Origin of the sequence: Agrobacterium cavarae (assembly GCF_004310285.1) — a bacterium.
Taxonomy (GTDB): Bacteria; Pseudomonadota; Alphaproteobacteria; order Rhizobiales; family Rhizobiaceae; genus Agrobacterium; species Agrobacterium cavarae.
Genome location: NZ_SISF01000028.1, coordinates 221,569 through 238,657 on the forward strand (window position 1 = coordinate 221,569; position 17,089 = coordinate 238,657).

Genomic DNA, 17,089 nt, shown 5'->3' on the forward strand with positions numbered 1-17,089 from the left:
TCGGACTTTGCCTCGCAGGGCGGAGGTCATGTCAGCAGTATCCCGACGGGCACCAACCGCTTCCGCTGCTGAGAAAGCCTGGCGCCATCCACCTTTTCTATACGACTTGACGACAGCCAGACATCTGGAGACGACTTTACGTGACGACCACTTTTGCCAGATTTCTTGCGCTGTTTTTCTTTCTCGCCACGGTGCTGCCGGCCTCCGCCGAAGAGTTCATCCTCTCCTACGATTCCACGATCACCATCGCCAAAAATGGCGAACTGACCGTGACCGAAACCATCAAGACCCGGGCGGAAGGGGACCGCATCAAACACGGTATCTATCGGGATTTTCCGCTCTACACCTTGGATGCTGACGGCAAGCTCACCAAAGTCGGCTTCAATATCGTCTCGGTAAAGCGTGACGGTGCGGTGGAATACTGGGATACGAAATGGATTGATGGCGGTATTCGCATCTATGTCGGCGACGCCGATCGCCTGCTGACGAAGGGCGATCATGTCTTTCAAATCACCTACACGACCGACAGACAGATCCGCCACTTCGGCACCTATGACGAGTTGACCTGGAACGTGACAGGCACTGGCTGGGAATTCCCGATGCGGGATGTTTCTGCCACCATCTTGTTGCCGGAAGGAGCAAGCCCGAGCGAGACCGCATTTTTCACCGGCCCACTCGGCGCGGTGGGCAAGGATGCGCACGCCTTCACCAAAGGTAACAGGATCTCGTTCGTATCGACCCGCCCCTTCAGCAAGGGCGAAGGTATGACAGTGGCGGTGAAGCTGCCGAAGGGTGTGCTTGATACACTGTCCACTGTGCTACAGCGTGAATGGTGGATGCGCGATCATAAGACGATGATCATCGGATGCGTCGGTCTGCTGGTCGTACTAGCCTATTACTTCAAGGCGTGGCACGCGGTTGGCCGAGATCCTGCCGCGGGGATCGTCGTGCCGCGCTGGGACCCGCCTGAGGGTATCTCACCCGGGCTGATGAACTATATCGACCATCAGGGTTTTGAAGAAGATGGCTGGACGGCCGTTTCCGCCAGCGCGCTCGATCTTGCCGTCAAAGGCTATGTCGAGATCGAGAATCTGGACGACGCCATCATTATGCATCGCACTCACAAGCAAATGGACGACAGCCTGCCTGTCGGCCAGAAAACACTGCTCACGACCATCGGGCCACCCAGTCATAGCTTCACCATTAACGAGGATACCGGCAGGGCCGTTGAGAAAATGGGAAAGCGTTTTTTCGCTGCTGTCGAAAAGGAACATAAAGGCAGGTACTTCGAGAGTAACATCATTTACAGCGCGGTAGGCTTCCTTGTCAGCGCCGCCTTTGTAATTGGAACGGTGTATTTCTCTCAACACAAAGACAACATGTGGGAGTTCATGCTCGTCGCTTACGTATGTGTGCCAGTAATGATCGCGCTATTGACGATTTGGATCGGGGACCTCCTGCACCCTAAGGCATCGCTCAAGGACAAGCTCGGCGGGATTGCGCTGTTATCGCTGCTGGCATACGGGATCGTCGCATTTGGCGGGTACATCATCGGCGCCGTGTGGTTCGAGATCACTCACGATCCAAACTCGATTGGCCTTGGCGCCGCCGGCCTTATCGTCCTGATCAACCTACTCTTCTTCTCATTGATGGGTGCTCCGACACCGCTCGGGCGCAAAATCATGGATGAGATTGAAGGCTTGCGTCTTTATCTGCGTGTCGCGGAGAAAGACCGGATGAACATGCAAGGGGCGCCGACAATGTCGCCGCAGCATTTTGAAACGCTGCTGCCCTATGCAGTGGCGCTCAATGTCGAGGAACCTTGGACCGAGGCATTCGAGAGGTGGTTTTCAAAAGCGACAGAGGATTCCGAAAACTATGTGCCGGGCTGGTACCACGGTCTCGTGAAGGGCCCCAGCGACTGGATCGGTGCGTTCTCGTCCTCCGTAGCGTCAACCATTTCGGCGACGATTCCACAGTCGTCATCATCGAGTTTCTCAGGAGGCGGCTTTTCCGGCTCTGGTGGCGGCGGCGGTGGTGGTGGCGGCTGGTAGCCGCCGTTGCGCCCTCACGCTCGTCGGTTCGTCGCGGAGTACTTCGGACGATGAGCAAGTATAGCAATCATCGCGGCCAGCGAACGACGCCTCCTCTTATACCTCGTCTTCTCTCTTGACGCGATATTCGCCCGTCGTCGGGTCCTTGACCAATGTGCCGGTTGCGCCCGTCTGGCGCTCCTTCTCCTGCCGCTTCGATTTGGCGGACAGCTTCTCGGCATCCGTCACAAATCGCCGGTAGAGGATGATCGCCCCGATCACGAGCAGGGCGAGTGTTATCAATTGGGCCATTTAAATCGCGTCCATCACAATCCGTATCTGGCCCACAATGCCTTTTCTTCGGCAACTTCTGCAAGTCCCGAAGCGGCGGAGGCGGCGATTGCCTGTGCGCAAAGATCGACACCCGGCACCTTTTTGCCGAACAGGTTTCTTGCACCGCTGATCAGTTGCAGTTTAACCTTTTCACCATAGCGTCGGCGCAGCACGTCCTTCATGTCGCCGAGGCCATCGACGAGGCCGAGATCGACGCCGCGCATGCCCGTCCAGAACAGGCCCGAGAACAGAGCTGGATCGTCCTTCAATTTCGCGCCACGGCGAAGCTTGACCATGTCGATGAAGACGTTGTGGATTTCAGACTGGAGCGACTTAAGATACTCGATGTCGCCTTCCTTCTCCGGCTGGAAGGGATCGAGGATCGCCTTGTTTTCGCCAGACGTGTAGACGCGGCGCTCCACCCCGATCTTGCGCAGCATCTCCGGAAAACCGAAGCCGCCGGAGACGACGCCGATGGAGCCGACGATGGATGTGGGATCGGCGATGATCTCATCACCGGCGAGCGCGATCATGTAACCGCCCGAGGCTGCGACATCCTCGACGAAGATCAGAACCTTCTTGTCCTTCTCTTCGGCCAGCTGGCGAATGCGGTTGTAGATCATCCGCGACTGGACCGGCGAGCCGCCGGGAGAATTCAGCGAGATGGCGACGACCGGCGCATCCTTCATGCTGAAGGCTTTGTCGAGAAGCGGCGCATAGCCTGCAAGGTTGAGAGCCGGGCGAAGCTGGCTGCCACCTGCCATGATCGCGCCATGCATGCGCACCACCGGGACCACCAATTCCTGCTTGCGAAATCGCTTCGGAACAATGCGCTTCAAAAACCCGGCCATCTTCATCCTCTTCGTCGTTTATCTCGAAAAGGGATGTATGTATCGCGCTCGCAAACGCAATGGTGGCCCTGGAAATTCGTTTTGCCGGATAGCGTTTTTCGCCAGCGGCTTTAGCCAGAAGAGCGCACAGTTTTGTGATTGCGGCGATAGGCGGCTCGTCCGTTGTTCAGATCATCGACAACGGCTGAAAAGGCGTGACTGTCCTCTTCATGCATGATCAACGGCGCGCGGAAGGTCAGCCGCGCGCGGGAGCCCTTGATCGCCGTCACGAGCATTCGCACGGCGTTTTCTCCTTGTCTTGGACAGATAAGGGTAATCTCCATCCCACCAAAGCGGCGCCCGCATGCGGAGATGATATCGGCCACCGATTGGGGGCGGGCGATCAGGGAGATCTGCCCACCCGGCGCCAAGATGGCACCTGCCGTTCTGATCCAATGCTCGAAGAGATCATCCGTCATGGCATGGGCCTGCGCCTTCAAGGCATCGGGTGTCTTGCGATCTCCCGCGTCATTGTAAGGCGGGTTCATGATGACGTGATCGAAATGATCATCGATGAGGCCGGCTTCGGCACGGGCACCGGCGCGCAGCGTCACATCCGCCCGACGGACGGTCAGGCGGTCTGCAAGGTGTGTGTTTTCCGGAAGCGCGATGCTGCGTCTGGCAAAATCGACCATCTCGGAGGCATATTCGAAAAGCGTGACCTCTGCCTTTTCCAGACGGGCTGCAACGGCAAATCCGGCTGCACCGGCGCCAGCACCAAGATCTGCGACACGGCATGGCTGGTCATCTGCCACCAACGAGGCGAGCAGCATGGCATCCATGCCTGCCCTGTGTCCCCTGCCCTTCGGCTGGACCAGATGAAACCGACCCCTGTGAAATGCGTCGATTGTCTCCGACGTCATCGTTGATCAGGCCTCGTCTCGCAGTTCGTCGGCAAGGCCCGCATCGATGAGGATGCGGCGCGCCTGCTCGGACCTGTCATCCTCAACGAGGAAACGGCGGGGCAGAAGCCCAAGCGAACCCTCCAGAATACTCATGCCCTGGTCGGCAATCATGCAATGAATGCCGGCATCCTTCATCAGGCTTTCTGCGAAAGAAAGCAGGACAGCATCGTTTGTTCGGATCAATTCACGCATCAATGAGTTTCCACATTCCCATATTTTTGAAGGTCATGAGGCGATTCCACACTTGCCGCCACCATCGTCGCTTTCTATTGTCAAAACCGAAATCGAATAGGAGTCCGTTCCGTTGGGCGTCGTCATACCGCTTGAAGAAAGCAAAAACAAACTCGCATCCGTCAAGCCGCTTGTCGATCTGACCCGTCCGGACATGGAACGCGTCAACCAACTGATCCTCTCCAAGGCCGGATCGGATGTGCAGATGATCCCGGAAGTGGCGAACCACCTGATCTCTTCCGGTGGCAAGCGGCTGCGCCCGATGCTGACTCTCGCCTCCGCCTCCATGTTCGGTTACGATGGCGACCACCATATCAAGCTCGCCACCAGCGTCGAGTTCATGCACACCGCAACGCTGCTGCATGACGACGTGGTGGATGAAAGCGATCTGCGTCGTGGCAAATCGACCGCGCGCACCATCTGGGGCAACCAGGCGAGCGTTCTGGTCGGCGACTTCCTGCTTGGTCAGGCCTTCCGCATGATGGTGGATGTCGGCTCGCTGGACGCGCTTGACGTGCTTTCCACCGCCGCTTCCGTGATTGCCGAAGGCGAAGTGCTGCAGCTTTCCGTCGCCAAGAACATGGAAACGACGGAAGACGACTATCTCCAGGTAATTCGCGCCAAGACCGCGGCGCTTTTCGCGGCCGCTGCCGAAGTCGGCCCGATCGTTGCCAAGACCGACAAGGCGACGCGCGGCGCGCTGAAATCCTACGGCATGAATCTCGGCCTAGCCTTCCAGCTTGTCGACGACGTTCTGGACTATGGCGGCAAATCCGCCGATCTCGGCAAGAACACGGGCGACGATTTCCGCGAGGGCAAGATCACCCTTCCGGTCATCCTGTCGTATCGTCGTGGCACGACCGACGAGCGGGCTTTCTGGAAGCGCGCGATCGAGAATGGCGAGAGCACGGATGAAAATCTCGAGGTCGCGCTCGGTCTCATCAAGAAATATAACGGCCTTACGGACACGATCTCTCGCGCCAACCATTACGGCACGATCGCACGCGATGCGCTGGCACCGCTGCCGAAGAGCCTGTGGAAGGATGCGCTGATGGAAGTGATCGACTTCTGCATCGAGCGCGTCAACTGACGGCGCGGCAGAGTTTTCCTCGAAAGGGAAGCGGTCGGCGAAATGCAGAGCGGCAGCAGAATTTGTTGCAGGCCTGCTTCAAAAAAGCCATTCTATCGTGACGTGATGCACCGCTTTCTGAACCGATTCCGGTTTCCGATGGCGTGTCTATCTCAACCTTAACAGTGATCAAGGGCAGATGTGGTGCCCGGCGCTGTCAAGTTTGAAGCTGATTTTTCAGTGCGGAAGCACACAAGCAAGGGTTCCTTCATGCGGCGCAATCCAGCATTTCGTCTTTTCTGCAGCGCGGCCTTCATTGCCGCACTCACGCTTGGCGCAGGCTCTGCCGCGCTGGCAGAGACGAAGCCCGCCGATAAGGCGGAAGAGGCCGTCAAGTTCGATCCAAATCGGGTCACCACCTTTTCAGGCGCATTTCTGGCTGCCCGCACCGCGGATGTCGACCAGGATTATGCGACCGCCATCACGCTTTACCAGAAGGCTTTGGATTTCGATCCGGCCAATACCGAAATTCGCCAGCGCCTGATGATCGCACAACTGTTGAGCGGCGACTTCGAGGCCGGCGCCAAGATTGCCGACAGCCTGAAGGACGACAGTTCGGTGGAGCGCGTGACGACGATCGTGCGTGCACTTGCCGCCATCAAGCACAAGGAATTCTCCTCCGCCGAGAAAATCCTGAAATATAGCGGCCCGAACGATCTGGACCGCATGGTCAATACGCTTCTTGCTGCCTGGGCGCGCGCTGGCGCCGGAAAGAGCAAGGAAGCGCTCGCCATGGTCAATGGCATGAAGGGGCCGGGCTGGTTCTCGATCTTCCAGAAATACAATGCGGGCGCCATTGCGCTCGTGACCGGCAACACGGACGCGGCTCGCAAGAGCCTGAGCGAAGCAGTGGCCGACCGTGAAGGCGGCGCGACCGCAACCGACACCTATATGCGCGCCGTCATGGCACTCGCGCGGCTGGAGGCGAAAGCCGGCAACAAGCAAAAGGCGCTGGACACGATTGCCGTCGGCGACGGTTTTGCTCCGAATTACGCGCCCTTGAAGGCGCTGCGACAGAGCATCGAAAAGGGTGAAAAGCCGGACCAGCAGGTTCAGACAGCCGTTGAAGGCGCTGCCTCCGTCATGTTCTCGATTGCCGGTGCACTGAACCGCGAAGGCGCGGAAGAGATCGTGACGCTCTATCTCCAGGCGTCGCGCGCACTCGACCCGAAGAGTGCCGATACGCTCATCCTCCTCGGCGGCTTGGCCGAGGCGCAGAAGCAGGCCGAGCGCGCCATCGAATTCTATCGCGAAGTGCCGGCCGATTCGCCGATGCATCGCATTTCCGAACTGCAGCTCGGCCTGACACTGGCGCAGACCGGCAAGGTCGATGAGGCGCGCCAACATCTGAAGGCCCTGCTTGAATCCGATCCTGACGACATTCGCTCCTACCTAGCCTATGGCGCCGTCCTGTCGGACGCCAAAGACTATGCCGCCATGGCTGCCAATTACGACAAGGCTGTCGAGATGATCGGCGCGGTCCCGAAGAAGTCCGACTGGACGATCTTCTTCCAGCGCGGCATTGCTTATGAGCGTCTGAAGCAGTGGGACAAGGCCGAGCCGAACTTCAAGCGGGCGCTGGAGCTCAACCCGGAACAGCCGCAAGTTCTGAACTATCTCGGCTATTCCTGGGTCGACAAGAACATGAACCTCGACCAAGGCATCGACATGATCCGCCGCGCGGTGGAGCTTCGCCCCAATGATGGCTACATCGTCGATTCGCTCGGCTGGGCGCATTATCGCCTTGGCGCTTTCGATGAAGCCGTGACCGAACTGGAACGTGCGATCGAGCTTCGCGCCGGGGACCCCACCATCAACGACCACCTGGGTGACGCCTATTGGCGTGTCGGCCGCAAGCTGGAGGCCGTCTACCAGTGGAACCGTGCTCTGATCGGCGATAGCGACGACGTGGACAAGGCGAAGGTGAAGGAAAAAATCGCCAATGGCCTGCCGCCCTTGGAAAAGGATGCAGAGAACACCGCGAAGAAGGATCAGGCTCCACCGCCACCTGCACCGCCTGCCCCTGCCCCGGACAAAAAATCCTGACATCGGATGGGTCCGAGTGATGGGAAGGGAGCGGTCGATACTGTTGAGGCCGCTCCGGCAAAGATCAACCTTGCCCTGCATGTGACGGGGCAAAGGGAAGACGGCTACCACCTCCTCGACATGCTGGTGACCTTTACCGAAGCAGGCGATGTCGTCCGCATTCGCGGTGCCGCCGAAGACAGCTTTTCGATCTCCGGGCGATTTGCCTCGGAGCTTCTTCAGTCGGATGCGAGCAACAATCTTGTGCTGAAGGCGCGCGATCTCCTTCGCGGCCATGTCCAGAAAAGCGGGCTCACACCAGCGCCCGTTGCCATTCACCTGGAGAAAAACCTGCCGGTCGCCTCTGGGATTGGCGGCGGTTCAGCCGATGCCGCGGCAGCCTTGCGCGGATTGATCCGCCACTGGCAACTGGAGATTGACGACAATGCCTTGGTGGACATGGCGCTGATGCTCGGTGCGGACGTACCGATGTGTCTTGCCAGCCAGCCACTGATCGCACAGGGGATTGGGGAAGAAATTACCCTTCTTCCGCAGTTTCCTCAATTGTCGCTGGTGCTGGTCAACTCGCTCAAGGGGGTTTCAACGCCGCATATCTTCCGGCTACTGGAGGACAAGCAGAATGCACCCCTTCCCGCACCGCCTGAGGATCAAGGCCAGTCCTGGCTTTCGATGATGGACGCGCTCAGAAACGATCTGCAGCCTCCAGCCGTGAAGCTTCTGCCGGAGATCGGCGATATGCTATCGATGCTGCATTCGGCGCGCGCGGATGTTGCGCGCATGTCCGGTTCGGGCGCCACATGCTTCGGCATTTTTTCCGACTGGGAGAAAGCGGAGGCCGCAGCAGCATCGCTTCGGGAACAGAAGCCCGGATGGTATGTTCAAGAGACCAGAACGATTGCAGGGAGAGCGTCATGAGTGAGAAGAACACGGGTGGAGAGCGTCAATTCATTCCGGTCGGGATCGCCGTGCTGACCATCTCCGACACGCGCACTTTGGCGGACGACAAATCCGGCAACACGTTGGCCGCACGGATTGAGGAGGCAGGCCACCGTCTTGTGGATCGCGCCATCGTGCCAGATGACATCGGGGCCATTCGCGAAAAGGTGCAAGGCTGGACGCTTTCGGATGACATCGACGTGGTCATTACCACGGGTGGTACGGGCTTTACCGGGCGCGACGTGACGCCGGAAGCCTTGGAGCCTCTGTTCGACAAGCGCATGGACGGTTTCTCAGAGGTGTTCCACCGCATCTCCTATGACAAGATCGGCACATCCACCATCCAGTCACGCGCCACCGCCGGGCTTGCAAACACAACCTTCGTCTTCGTTCTGCCGGGTTCACCAGGCGCCTGCAAAGACGCTTGGGACGGCATTTTGAAAGCGCAGCTGGATTATCGCCACATGCCCTGCAACTTCGTGGAAATCATGCCACGGCTGGACGAGCATCTGCGCCGCACGAAGGGCTGATCCCTATCGCGTTGGACGAAGCGCCCAAGCTGGCACCAACTCCGCCGTCAGTCTGCGCGGCTTCTGGGATTTTGAAAATTCGGTCGGTGGGAGGCCGGATTTCGCGAGTTGGAGAGCGTCCTGCTTGCGCAGCAACAGGCCGAATTCCAATGGCGGACCGCGGCGGAGCAGTCGCTTCAGAAACGGCTTTTTATAATAGCGCGAGGGGGAGAATTGCGCGGGCCGCTCGTCCAGCGCCATATATTCGAGAATATCCTCGATCCAGCCACCTTGCGGACGGCTGCCCGGCTCGATCAGCAACACCCACTCGCCGCGGATCGATTGAATGACATCGCCGATCTCCCAGCGCTGATGGAAGCGGCAACCGGCAGCTTCGGCGACCCGCGCCGAGCCATCGTGTGAGGCGTGGTCGAGAATAATGACGTCACTGATCAAACCCTTCACGGCGCCCGTCACCAGCGCCGAAAGCGTATGCGCAAGCTCTGGCTCTTGGTTGCGGCATTCCATGATGACTGTCAGCATGTTCTCGTCACTTGTGGTGCGTTCAAGACGATAAAGTTCCTACAGCATCGCCATGGAAACCCAAATGGATTTTCTGTCGCGGCAGATGGCAAAATGATGCAATGCAGCAGGACAGTTCCATTGTTTCTTGCTTTGCAGCGCTCCTCCTCGCGCCGCATACCGCGCGAGAAAGCGCTACCAAGTTCTTTTGTTCTTGTATTGTTCTCATATTTAGCGTAGGAATCGTTTCATCCAATTCGCTGGCGCAGGCCGGTCAGGAGCATCAGATGAGACACCAAGTGCTTTCGGGGCAGGCTGCCTATCAGCCGGGCCATACGCCGGATATTGCCAATGCTCTGGCAGATGACTCTGGCCTCAGGATCGAAATCGATCGTCGTCGCGGCAGAGGTGCGGGCATCAATCCTGGCGGTCGTTTCGAGACGTTGCAGCATGAAGCCTTTAACGATGGCTGGGACATCATCGAAGAACTGCCGGAGTTCAAGACGGATGTGTAGGTGGAAAAGCCGCGCACAATCATTACCAGCAACGAATCGCCTGACATCCCCTTCGACCGATCGATCAATCCCTATCGCGGCTGCGAGCATGGCTGCATCTATTGCTTCGCCCGTCCGACGCACAGCTATATGGGACTTTCGGCTGGCCTCGACTTTGAAGCGAAGCTTTTTGCCAAGCCGGACGCTGCCAAACTTCTGGAACGCGAGCTTTCCAAGCCGGGCTACAAGGCGCGGGTGATTGCGATCGGCACCAATACCGATCCTTACCAGCCAATCGAGAAGGAATGGCGGATCATGCGCCAGATCCTCGAGGTACTGGCCAAGGCGGAACACCCGGTCGCCATCGTGACGAAATCGGCGCTGATCACGCGCGACATCGATATTCTGGCGCCCATGGCGAAAAAGGGTCTCGTCAAGGTCGGCATCTCGGTGACGACGCTCGATCGCAAACTTGCCCGCAGCATGGAGCCCCGCGCCTCGACGCCATCGAAACGGTTGGAGGCAGTCAAGATACTGACGGAGGCTGGCATACCTGTGGCCGTGATGATGGCGCCAGTCATCCCAGCGCTGAACGATCATGAAATCGAGCGGGTGTTGGAGGCCGGTAAAGCCGCCGGTGCGACAGAGGCCTCGTATGTTCTGCTGCGTCTACCCCTTGAGGTCAGCCCGCTGTTTCGTGACTGGTTGCTGCGCAACTATCCGGATCGCTACCGCCACGTCATGTCGCTGGTGCGCTCCATGCGCGACGGCAAGGAATATGACTCGGAGTTTGGCAAGCGCATGAAGGGTGCTGGACCCTATGCGTGGCAGATCAGCCGCCGCTTCGAAATGGCGACTAAAAGGCTCGGTCTCATTCGCAGGGGCATCCAGCTGCGTGACGATCTCTTTGCCCCACCAAGTGGTGCCGGCGTGCAACTCTCCTTGCTTTGAAGGAAGGAGACGCTCGGTCCAGCTACCGCTTACAACATTGGTTCTTGGCGCGTCTCCACAGAGCTGCGCCGAAACCACGGCTGTGAAGCCCCTCTTCGAAGAAATGTTCGGTGCGCGTCCCTGACGTACCGGCATTGCCCCCGGTTCCGCCGCCTCGCGTGCGATTTCTCGTTTTCCGCCGCCCTATAGGAAAACGACCCTGGCCTCTTGAGCCATGGATGACAACCACGCCCTACGGGTTGTCTATCGCCGCACCGGGGGCTTGCGGGAGATCGGGTGTCTGTGCAAGTTTCCGCCGCATGAAGCGACGCACAGCATCCGATTCTCCTGCCCTGTTCGATCTTGCTCCGGCGAGCCCCGACTTCAGCATGGAGCTAGAAGCACGCCAGCGCGGCCTTTGGCCCGTGGCCGGGACCGATGAGGCTGGTCGAGGCCCTCTGGCCGGTCCGGTCGTTGCCGCCGCTGTCGTTCTTGATCCCGATAATATTCCCGACGGCCTCGATGATTCCAAGAAGCTCACCAAGGCAAAACGGGAAGTGCTGTTTACGAAGATCCTGGAAACCTCGATCGTCTCCGTCGCGTCATCCGGTCCGGTGCTGATCGACCGGATCAATATACTGCGCGCAAGCCTCGATGCCATGCGCCGCGCCGTCCTTGGGCTTGAGCTTGCGCCTCGACTGGTGTTGGCCGATGGGCGCGACCAGCCGCCTGGCATGTCCTGCGAAGCAAAGGCCGTGATCAAGGGGGATGCGCGATCTCTCTCGATTGCAGCCGCGTCGATCATCGCCAAGGTCACTAGGGACCGGATGATGGAGCGGGCCGGGACTGTGCACACCGCCTATGGCTTCGAGCTTCATGCGGGTTACGGGACGCCCGTGCACCTTCGCGCCATCGAAGCCCATGGGGCCTGCTCACTTCATCGAATGAGCTTTCGACCGCTTCGGCAGGATGCTGCCGAAGCCGACGTCGCCTGATAGGCTGGCACTCTCCCCGGTGGTTGAAGAGCGCCTTTCCGTCCATCAACCGGCCATACGCATATAGCCGTCTCGGTTGGCACCTTGCTGCGCGTGATCGGCCAGTTTGAACTGCTCGAGTAGCGCACGCAGCCTCTCGCTTTCTGTCGCCAGTGCAGAGGTTGCGGTGGTGGTTTCCTGCACGAGGGCGGCATTCTGCTGCGTCGTCTGGTCCATCTGGTTAACGGCCGTGTTCACTTCCGAAAGACCCGTCGCCTGTTCCTGGGATGAGGTGGCAATCGCGCCCATGTGCTCATTGACGGCTTCGACGTGGTGACTAATCGTCTTGAGCGCATCGCCGGTCTGCTGAACTAGCTTCACGCCGCTCTCTACCTCATGCGAAGACTTGCCGATCAGCTCCTTGATTTCCTTGGCGGCCTGGGCAGAACGCTGCGCCAGTTCGCGCACCTCCTGAGCAACGACTGCGAAGCCCTTGCCAGCTTCGCCAGCGCGTGCTGCCTCGACGCCGGCGTTCAACGCCAGCAAATTGGTCTGGAAGGCGATCTCGTCGATGACCACGATGATATTGGAAATCTGGCCAGAGGAATGTTCAATACGCTGCATCGCGTCGACTGCCGCTGCAACGACATTGCCGGAAACCTTCGCCGCCTGGTTGGCTTCGCTTGCAGCGCCTGTCGCCTCCCGGGCGCGCTTGGTGGAGTTCGCCACGTTGACGGTGATCTCATCCAGTGCCGCAGCGGTTTGTTCGAGGGTGGCAGCCTGCTGCTCTGTACGCCGGGAGAGATCTGCCGAGCCTTCGGCAATCTCACGGGTTCCGCTGTTCATCGTTTCGATCGCGCGGGAAATTTCCGTCAACGTATTACCGAGCTGCTGAATGGAGTGGTTGAAGTCGGTTCTGAGTGGCTCGAAATCAGGCGCAAAGGTCTCGTTCAGACGGAATGCCAGATCCCCGGAGGCAAGCCGGCGAAGCCCCGCGGCCAGACCCGATGTCGCCACGCGCAGTCGTTCCTCTGCGTCAGCTTCAGCCTTTCGCTGCGCCTCCACCCGTTCTGCTTCGGCGCGCTTGCGGTTTTGCTCCGACTCGGCCTCAAGCCGCTTGTTCTCGATAGCGCCCTGACGGAAAACCTCGACGGCATCCGCCATCGAGCCGATTTCGTCCTTGCGGTGACGGCCCGGGATATCGATCCGCGTATCGCCGGAGGACAGCCTGCGCATGACTGCCGTCATCTGCACGAGCGGCCTTGCGATGTAACGATTGCCGAAGATCGCGGCAGCGAGACCGATGGTCATCGCGACGGCAAGCGCGATGTAGTTGAGTGTGATCGCCGTACCGGCGGTGGCGACGGTCACATCGCCCTCAGCACGCACATCCATCTCGATGTCGTCAACCGCCTCCTGAAGGCTGGTCTTGGCTTGGTCGTAAGCATTCAATGCGCCACCGGAAAACAGCCATCTGGCCTCGTCCATCTTGTTGGCCTCGACGAGGGCCAGCACTTGCGCCCACTTGCTCTGGGCCGCGGCCCAGCGCGCGTTGAAGCTTTCGAAGTGCTGCTTATCCGCATCGTCGACGAGATATTCCCGGTATTCCTTCAGCTTTGCAGTGAGTGCACTGTCTGCCTTTGATAATTCAGCCTGAAAATCGGCCCGCGCGTCCGGATCTGCAATAACGATGGCGCCCTGCGCGTTTCTAATGCTGCCGATATCGGCATTGATAGCGCCAATAACGATGAAACCTGGAACTCGTTGACGGACGATAACGTCGATCCCGTCCTCGATCTGCACCATGGATCTGATTGAGGAGACGCCCTGCACACCCGCCACAAGAATCATGACCCCGGACAGCGCCGCAAGAACCTTGCCAAGCGATAATTTCATAGTCTCTTCCTCAAATAACTATACGGTCATGATCTTGGACGCGTGTCCGGCTTAAAGCCTCGCTACAAATCATTTGCAGTGAAGGGCGCGAGACTGGTCCAACTGGACTGCCCGCGACGCTTAAGACTAAATATTATCAAATAAGGTTTATATTTAATTAAGTTATATCTTATGTTAGTCTTATCTTAAACATTTCATAAATTGAGCGATCCTGGCCTTCGACACTGACGAGCAAGAGCAACAGTGCCTTGAGCGGAGGAATTTTCTACTATGCCACTCTGTTTCGCGTGACGTAAGCAGAGACCAATACTTGGCGGCCGGGCAATATCTCGATGGCCCTGTTGGCGCGGATGCTTGTGCCTGAAGCACGCCGCGCGAAACCGCCGCACACTCTGTGCGACATTCTGTGAAAGGCGATGCTGCCTTTGGTTTCGGATCTTGGGAACAGAACAACAAAAAACCCCTTCGGGGGTGACCCGAAGGGGTTTTGAATATTCAATGCGTGCAGATCGCGCCTGGGCTTAGTTCAGCCGAGACTTCACTTCGCCGACGGCAGACTTGAACAGCTTGCCCTTGGCAGCAGCCGTCGTCTTTTCGGCGATCAGCTTTTCCGACGCTGCAATTGCAATGTCGACTGCAGCGGAGCGAACAGCGCCGATCGCATCGGTTTCGGCCTGCTTGATCTTCTGCTCGGAAAGCGCGGTACGGCGAGCGACGAACTCTTCCGTCTTCGCCTTGGCTTCGGCGGTCAGAGCGGCGGCTTCGCGTTCGGCAGCGGCAACGATGGCAGCCGCGTCCGCTTCCGCTTCCTTGCGCTTGCGCTGATATTCCGCCAGCAGGTGCTGGGCTTCTTCGCGCAGGCGCTTGGCTTCCGCCAGTTCCTCGGTGATGTTCTTTGCGCGCTCGTCGAGCGAGCTTGCCAACATGCCTGGAACCTTGAGGTAGGCAATCAGGACGAAGAAGAGAATAAGGCCTACGAGTGCGTAGAATGATGCATCAAACGCCATCTCAAGCTCCCTTCACATCGGATACCGCGGCAACGGCTGCCTTGGCATCGGTGTCCTTGACCTTTGTGCCGATCAGTTGATCGACGACGGCGGTCGCGGTTTCTTCAGCAATTGTGCCGACATCGGCCAATGCCTGCTGCTTGATGGACGCGATCCGCGCTTCGGCAGCGGACAGCTTCTCAGCCAGTTCCGCTTCGACTGCGGCGCGGTCCGCATCGGCCTTTGCCTTTGCAGCGTCGCGGGCAGCGCCTGCGATGGATCCAGCCTTGGCCCGTGCTGCGGCAAGTTCTTTTTCATAGGTTTCGATCGCGGCATCAGCCTCGGACTTCAGCCGGGAGGCTTCATCGAGATCCTGTGCGATGCGGCCATGACGATCCTCAAGGATGCCACCGACGCGTGGCACGATGAATTTCTTCATGAGCACGTAGAAAAGGCCGAACGAAATCGCCAGCCACAGAAGCTGGGATGCGTAGGTCGACGAATCGAATGGCGGAAATACGCCGGATCCGTGACCGGCGTCATGCGCCACTCCGGTTTCCGTATGCGTTGCTTCCGGGGCCGTCTGGCCGACAGCGGGTGTTTCCGTCGTCGTTCCGGTTGACGGCGCTGCTGACTGGGCAAGAGCCTCGGTCACGAACATGCTCACCTCCAGGGGTACTGCAAATGCGAAGGATCACGGCACGCCGTTTGCGAGCCGTGATCCAAACCTGATGCTGTTATTAGACAGCGAACAGGAGAAGGAGAGCAACGAGCAGCGAGAAGATGCCCAGAGCTTCCGTAACGGCGAAGCCGAATACCAGACGGCCGAACTGGCTGTCAGCGGCAGACGGGTTGCGCAGTGCGCCGGAGAGGAAATCGCCGAAGATACGGCCGAGAGCGAGGGACGTACCAGCCATGCCGAGGCATGCGAGACCTGCGCCGATGTACTTTGCTGCTTCCGCTTCCATATTAAGCTCCTTGAAATGGTTGTTGCGGCTGTTTTTTGACACCCGGTTCCGGGGCCAGCGACTTTACTTCTCAGTGACCACCATGCACGGCGTCGTTCAGGTACATGCAAGTCAGTACCGCGAAGACATATGCCTGCAAGAAGGCGACGAGAAATTCGAGAGCGGTCATGGCGACCGTCATGAGGAGAGGCAGGATCGCTCCGCCGACACCGATCGCGCCAAGCGCGCTCATGGAAGCGACGAAACCTGCGAACACCTTCAGCGTGATGTGACCTGCCAGCATGTTCGCGAAAAGACGAACGGAAAGGCTGATCGGACGCGAGAGGAAGGAAATGACCTCAATGGAAGACACCAGAGGCAGAAGGACTGCCGGAACACCCGACGGCGCGAAGATACCGAGGAAGTGCAGACCATGCTTGTAGAAACCGTAAACGACGACCGTTCCGATGACGAGGCACGACAGCGCGAAGGTGACAATGATCTGGCTGGTGACCGTGAAGAAGTACGGGAACATGCCAAGAAGATTGGCCGTCAGCACGAACATAAAGAGCGAGAAGACGAAGGGGAAGAAGACCATTCCCTTCTTGCCTGCACCTTCACGCAGCATCGACGCGATGAACTCATAGGACATTTCAGCAACGGACTGCATGCGACCTGGGATCAGACCACGGTTCGACGTTGCGAAATAAAGGAAGCCCGACGCCGCAGCGACCGTTGCGACCATGAAAAGCGACGCATTGGTGAACGAAAAATCGACGCCACCGATGTTGATCGGGATAATCGGCTGCACCAAGAACTGATGAGTCGGATCGTTTGCCACCGGCTGCCCTCTTTACCTGTTGCCGCAAAACCGCGGCACCTCGCATCTATATTCCATGGAAAGAACGGCTTTAGCCGTTTTTCTCCCCACCCTGATCTTTCCCCAGCCCGTCCTTGAGAAGCGGCGACTTGGCCACTACCCCTGCGGACCGCAGGACATTCAATACGCCCGCACAGAAGCCGAGAAGAAGAAGAACGATCATCCCCCACGGCGACGTGCCGGCAAAATAGTCCAGAAGATAACCCAGCATCGCGCCGACAATAATTGCGGAAATGAACTCCGAAGAGAGCTTGATCGCCATCGCAAAGCCTTTCCGGCTTTCCTCCGCGCTCTGCTCCGTCCGCCTCTCCGCCTCGTCCTCCGCATGAACCTTGGCCAATCCCTCGGCAAGGCGCTTGCGGCGCTCGTCCAGACTATCGTTACGGTTGCCGGTCATTTTCAAATCCTGCCCTTTATCTCCGTTCCAGCGATGCCAGAACCCTTTGGA

At 58.6% G+C, this 17,089-nt stretch carries 17 protein-coding genes and 1 pseudogene; 7 read left to right on the forward strand and 11 right to left on the reverse strand.

Annotated elements, in window-relative coordinates; all coding sequences use genetic code 11:
- Nucleotides 1-140: 140 nt before the first annotated feature.
- The gene (locus EYC79_RS09885) at nucleotides 141-2,054 is read left to right on the forward strand and encodes a DUF2207 domain-containing protein (protein WP_130977851.1); all 1,914 of its coding nucleotides are present in this window, start codon (nucleotides 141-143) and stop codon (nucleotides 2,052-2,054) included.
- 96 nt (nucleotides 2,055-2,150) lie between these two features.
- On the opposite strand, the gene EYC79_RS09890 is transcribed toward EYC79_RS09885, so the two are convergent.
- From EYC79_RS09890 to EYC79_RS09905, 4 genes are all read right to left on the reverse strand, one after another.
- On the reverse strand, nucleotides 2,151-2,345 hold the full coding sequence (locus EYC79_RS09890) for an NfeD family protein (RefSeq protein WP_062425942.1): 195 nt from the start codon (nucleotides 2,343-2,345) through the stop codon (nucleotides 2,151-2,153).
- A 14-nt stretch (nucleotides 2,346-2,359) separates the two neighbouring features.
- The gene (locus EYC79_RS09895) at nucleotides 2,360-3,217 is read right to left on the reverse strand and encodes a S49 family peptidase (RefSeq protein ID WP_165457001.1); all 858 of its coding nucleotides are present in this window, start codon (nucleotides 3,215-3,217) and stop codon (nucleotides 2,360-2,362) included.
- A 110-nt stretch (nucleotides 3,218-3,327) separates the two neighbouring features.
- Nucleotides 3,328-4,119 (reverse strand): tRNA1(Val) (adenine(37)-N6)-methyltransferase, encoded by a 792-nt coding sequence (locus EYC79_RS09900; protein WP_130977852.1) that lies wholly within the window; start codon nucleotides 4,117-4,119, stop codon nucleotides 3,328-3,330.
- A gap of 6 nt (nucleotides 4,120-4,125) precedes the next feature.
- Nucleotides 4,126-4,353 carry a putative signal transducing protein gene (locus tag EYC79_RS09905; protein WP_062425944.1) on the reverse strand — a complete coding sequence of 76 codons (228 nt, stop codon included), beginning with the start codon at nucleotides 4,351-4,353 and terminating at the stop codon, nucleotides 4,126-4,128.
- A 112-nt stretch (nucleotides 4,354-4,465) separates the two neighbouring features.
- On the opposite strand from EYC79_RS09905, the gene EYC79_RS09910 reads away from it, so the two are divergent.
- The 4 genes from EYC79_RS09910 (at nucleotide 4,466) to moaB (ending at nucleotide 9,033) form a co-directional block, all read left to right on the forward strand.
- The gene (locus tag EYC79_RS09910) at nucleotides 4,466-5,482 is read left to right on the forward strand and encodes a polyprenyl synthetase family protein (protein ID WP_130977853.1); all 1,017 of its coding nucleotides are present in this window, start codon (nucleotides 4,466-4,468) and stop codon (nucleotides 5,480-5,482) included.
- Nucleotides 5,483-5,731: 249 nt separating this feature from the next.
- A complete protein-coding gene (locus EYC79_RS09915; RefSeq protein WP_130977854.1) occupies nucleotides 5,732-7,567 on the forward strand; it encodes a tetratricopeptide repeat protein in 1,836 nt (611 codons plus the stop codon).
- A gap of 6 nt (nucleotides 7,568-7,573) precedes the next feature.
- A complete protein-coding gene (locus tag EYC79_RS09920) occupies nucleotides 7,574-8,482 on the forward strand; it encodes a 4-(cytidine 5'-diphospho)-2-C-methyl-D-erythritol kinase (RefSeq protein ID WP_130977855.1) in 909 nt (302 codons plus the stop codon).
- Nucleotides 8,479-9,033 carry a molybdenum cofactor biosynthesis protein B gene (moaB, locus tag EYC79_RS09925; protein ID WP_113178405.1) on the forward strand — a complete coding sequence of 185 codons (555 nt, stop codon included), beginning with the start codon at nucleotides 8,479-8,481 and terminating at the stop codon, nucleotides 9,031-9,033. The genes EYC79_RS09920 and moaB overlap by 4 nt, the downstream gene beginning before the upstream one ends.
- A 3-nt stretch (nucleotides 9,034-9,036) precedes the next feature.
- Here the strand turns inward: moaB and EYC79_RS09930 are convergent, their stop codons facing one another.
- The gene (locus EYC79_RS09930; protein WP_116493237.1) at nucleotides 9,037-9,555 is read right to left on the reverse strand and encodes a glycosyltransferase family A protein; all 519 of its coding nucleotides are present in this window, start codon (nucleotides 9,553-9,555) and stop codon (nucleotides 9,037-9,039) included.
- Nucleotides 9,556-9,821: 266 nt separating this feature from the next.
- On the opposite strand from EYC79_RS09930, the pseudogene EYC79_RS09935 reads away from it, so the two are divergent.
- Nucleotides 9,822-10,979: pseudogene (locus EYC79_RS09935) on the forward strand (PA0069 family radical SAM protein).
- A gap of 299 nt (nucleotides 10,980-11,278) precedes the next feature.
- Nucleotides 11,279-11,953: a ribonuclease HII gene (locus tag EYC79_RS09940; RefSeq protein WP_116493236.1), complete on the forward strand. Its 675-nt coding sequence runs from the start codon at nucleotides 11,279-11,281 to the stop codon at nucleotides 11,951-11,953.
- A 45-nt stretch (nucleotides 11,954-11,998) separates the two neighbouring features.
- Here the strand turns inward: EYC79_RS09940 and EYC79_RS09945 are convergent, their stop codons facing one another.
- From EYC79_RS09945 to EYC79_RS09970, 6 genes are all read right to left on the reverse strand, one after another.
- On the reverse strand, nucleotides 11,999-13,828 hold the full coding sequence (locus tag EYC79_RS09945; RefSeq protein WP_116493235.1) for a methyl-accepting chemotaxis protein: 1,830 nt from the start codon (nucleotides 13,826-13,828) through the stop codon (nucleotides 11,999-12,001).
- A 521-nt stretch (nucleotides 13,829-14,349) separates the two neighbouring features.
- Nucleotides 14,350-14,835 (reverse strand): F0F1 ATP synthase subunit B, encoded by a 486-nt coding sequence (locus tag EYC79_RS09950; protein WP_062425952.1) that lies wholly within the window; start codon nucleotides 14,833-14,835, stop codon nucleotides 14,350-14,352.
- A 1-nt stretch (nucleotide 14,836) separates the two neighbouring features.
- A complete protein-coding gene (locus EYC79_RS09955; RefSeq protein ID WP_113259983.1) occupies nucleotides 14,837-15,475 on the reverse strand; it encodes a F0F1 ATP synthase subunit B in 639 nt (212 codons plus the stop codon).
- A gap of 79 nt (nucleotides 15,476-15,554) precedes the next feature.
- A complete protein-coding gene (locus EYC79_RS09960) occupies nucleotides 15,555-15,782 on the reverse strand; it encodes a F0F1 ATP synthase subunit C (protein ID WP_027673924.1) in 228 nt (75 codons plus the stop codon).
- 70 nt (nucleotides 15,783-15,852) lie between these two features.
- Entirely contained in the window at nucleotides 15,853-16,602 is a 750-nt protein-coding gene (locus EYC79_RS09965) for a F0F1 ATP synthase subunit A (RefSeq protein WP_062438540.1), read from the reverse strand.
- A 70-nt stretch (nucleotides 16,603-16,672) separates the two neighbouring features.
- On the reverse strand, nucleotides 16,673-17,038 hold the full coding sequence (locus EYC79_RS09970; protein ID WP_062425955.1) for an AtpZ/AtpI family protein: 366 nt from the start codon (nucleotides 17,036-17,038) through the stop codon (nucleotides 16,673-16,675).
- Nucleotides 17,039-17,089: the final 51 nt, after the last annotated feature.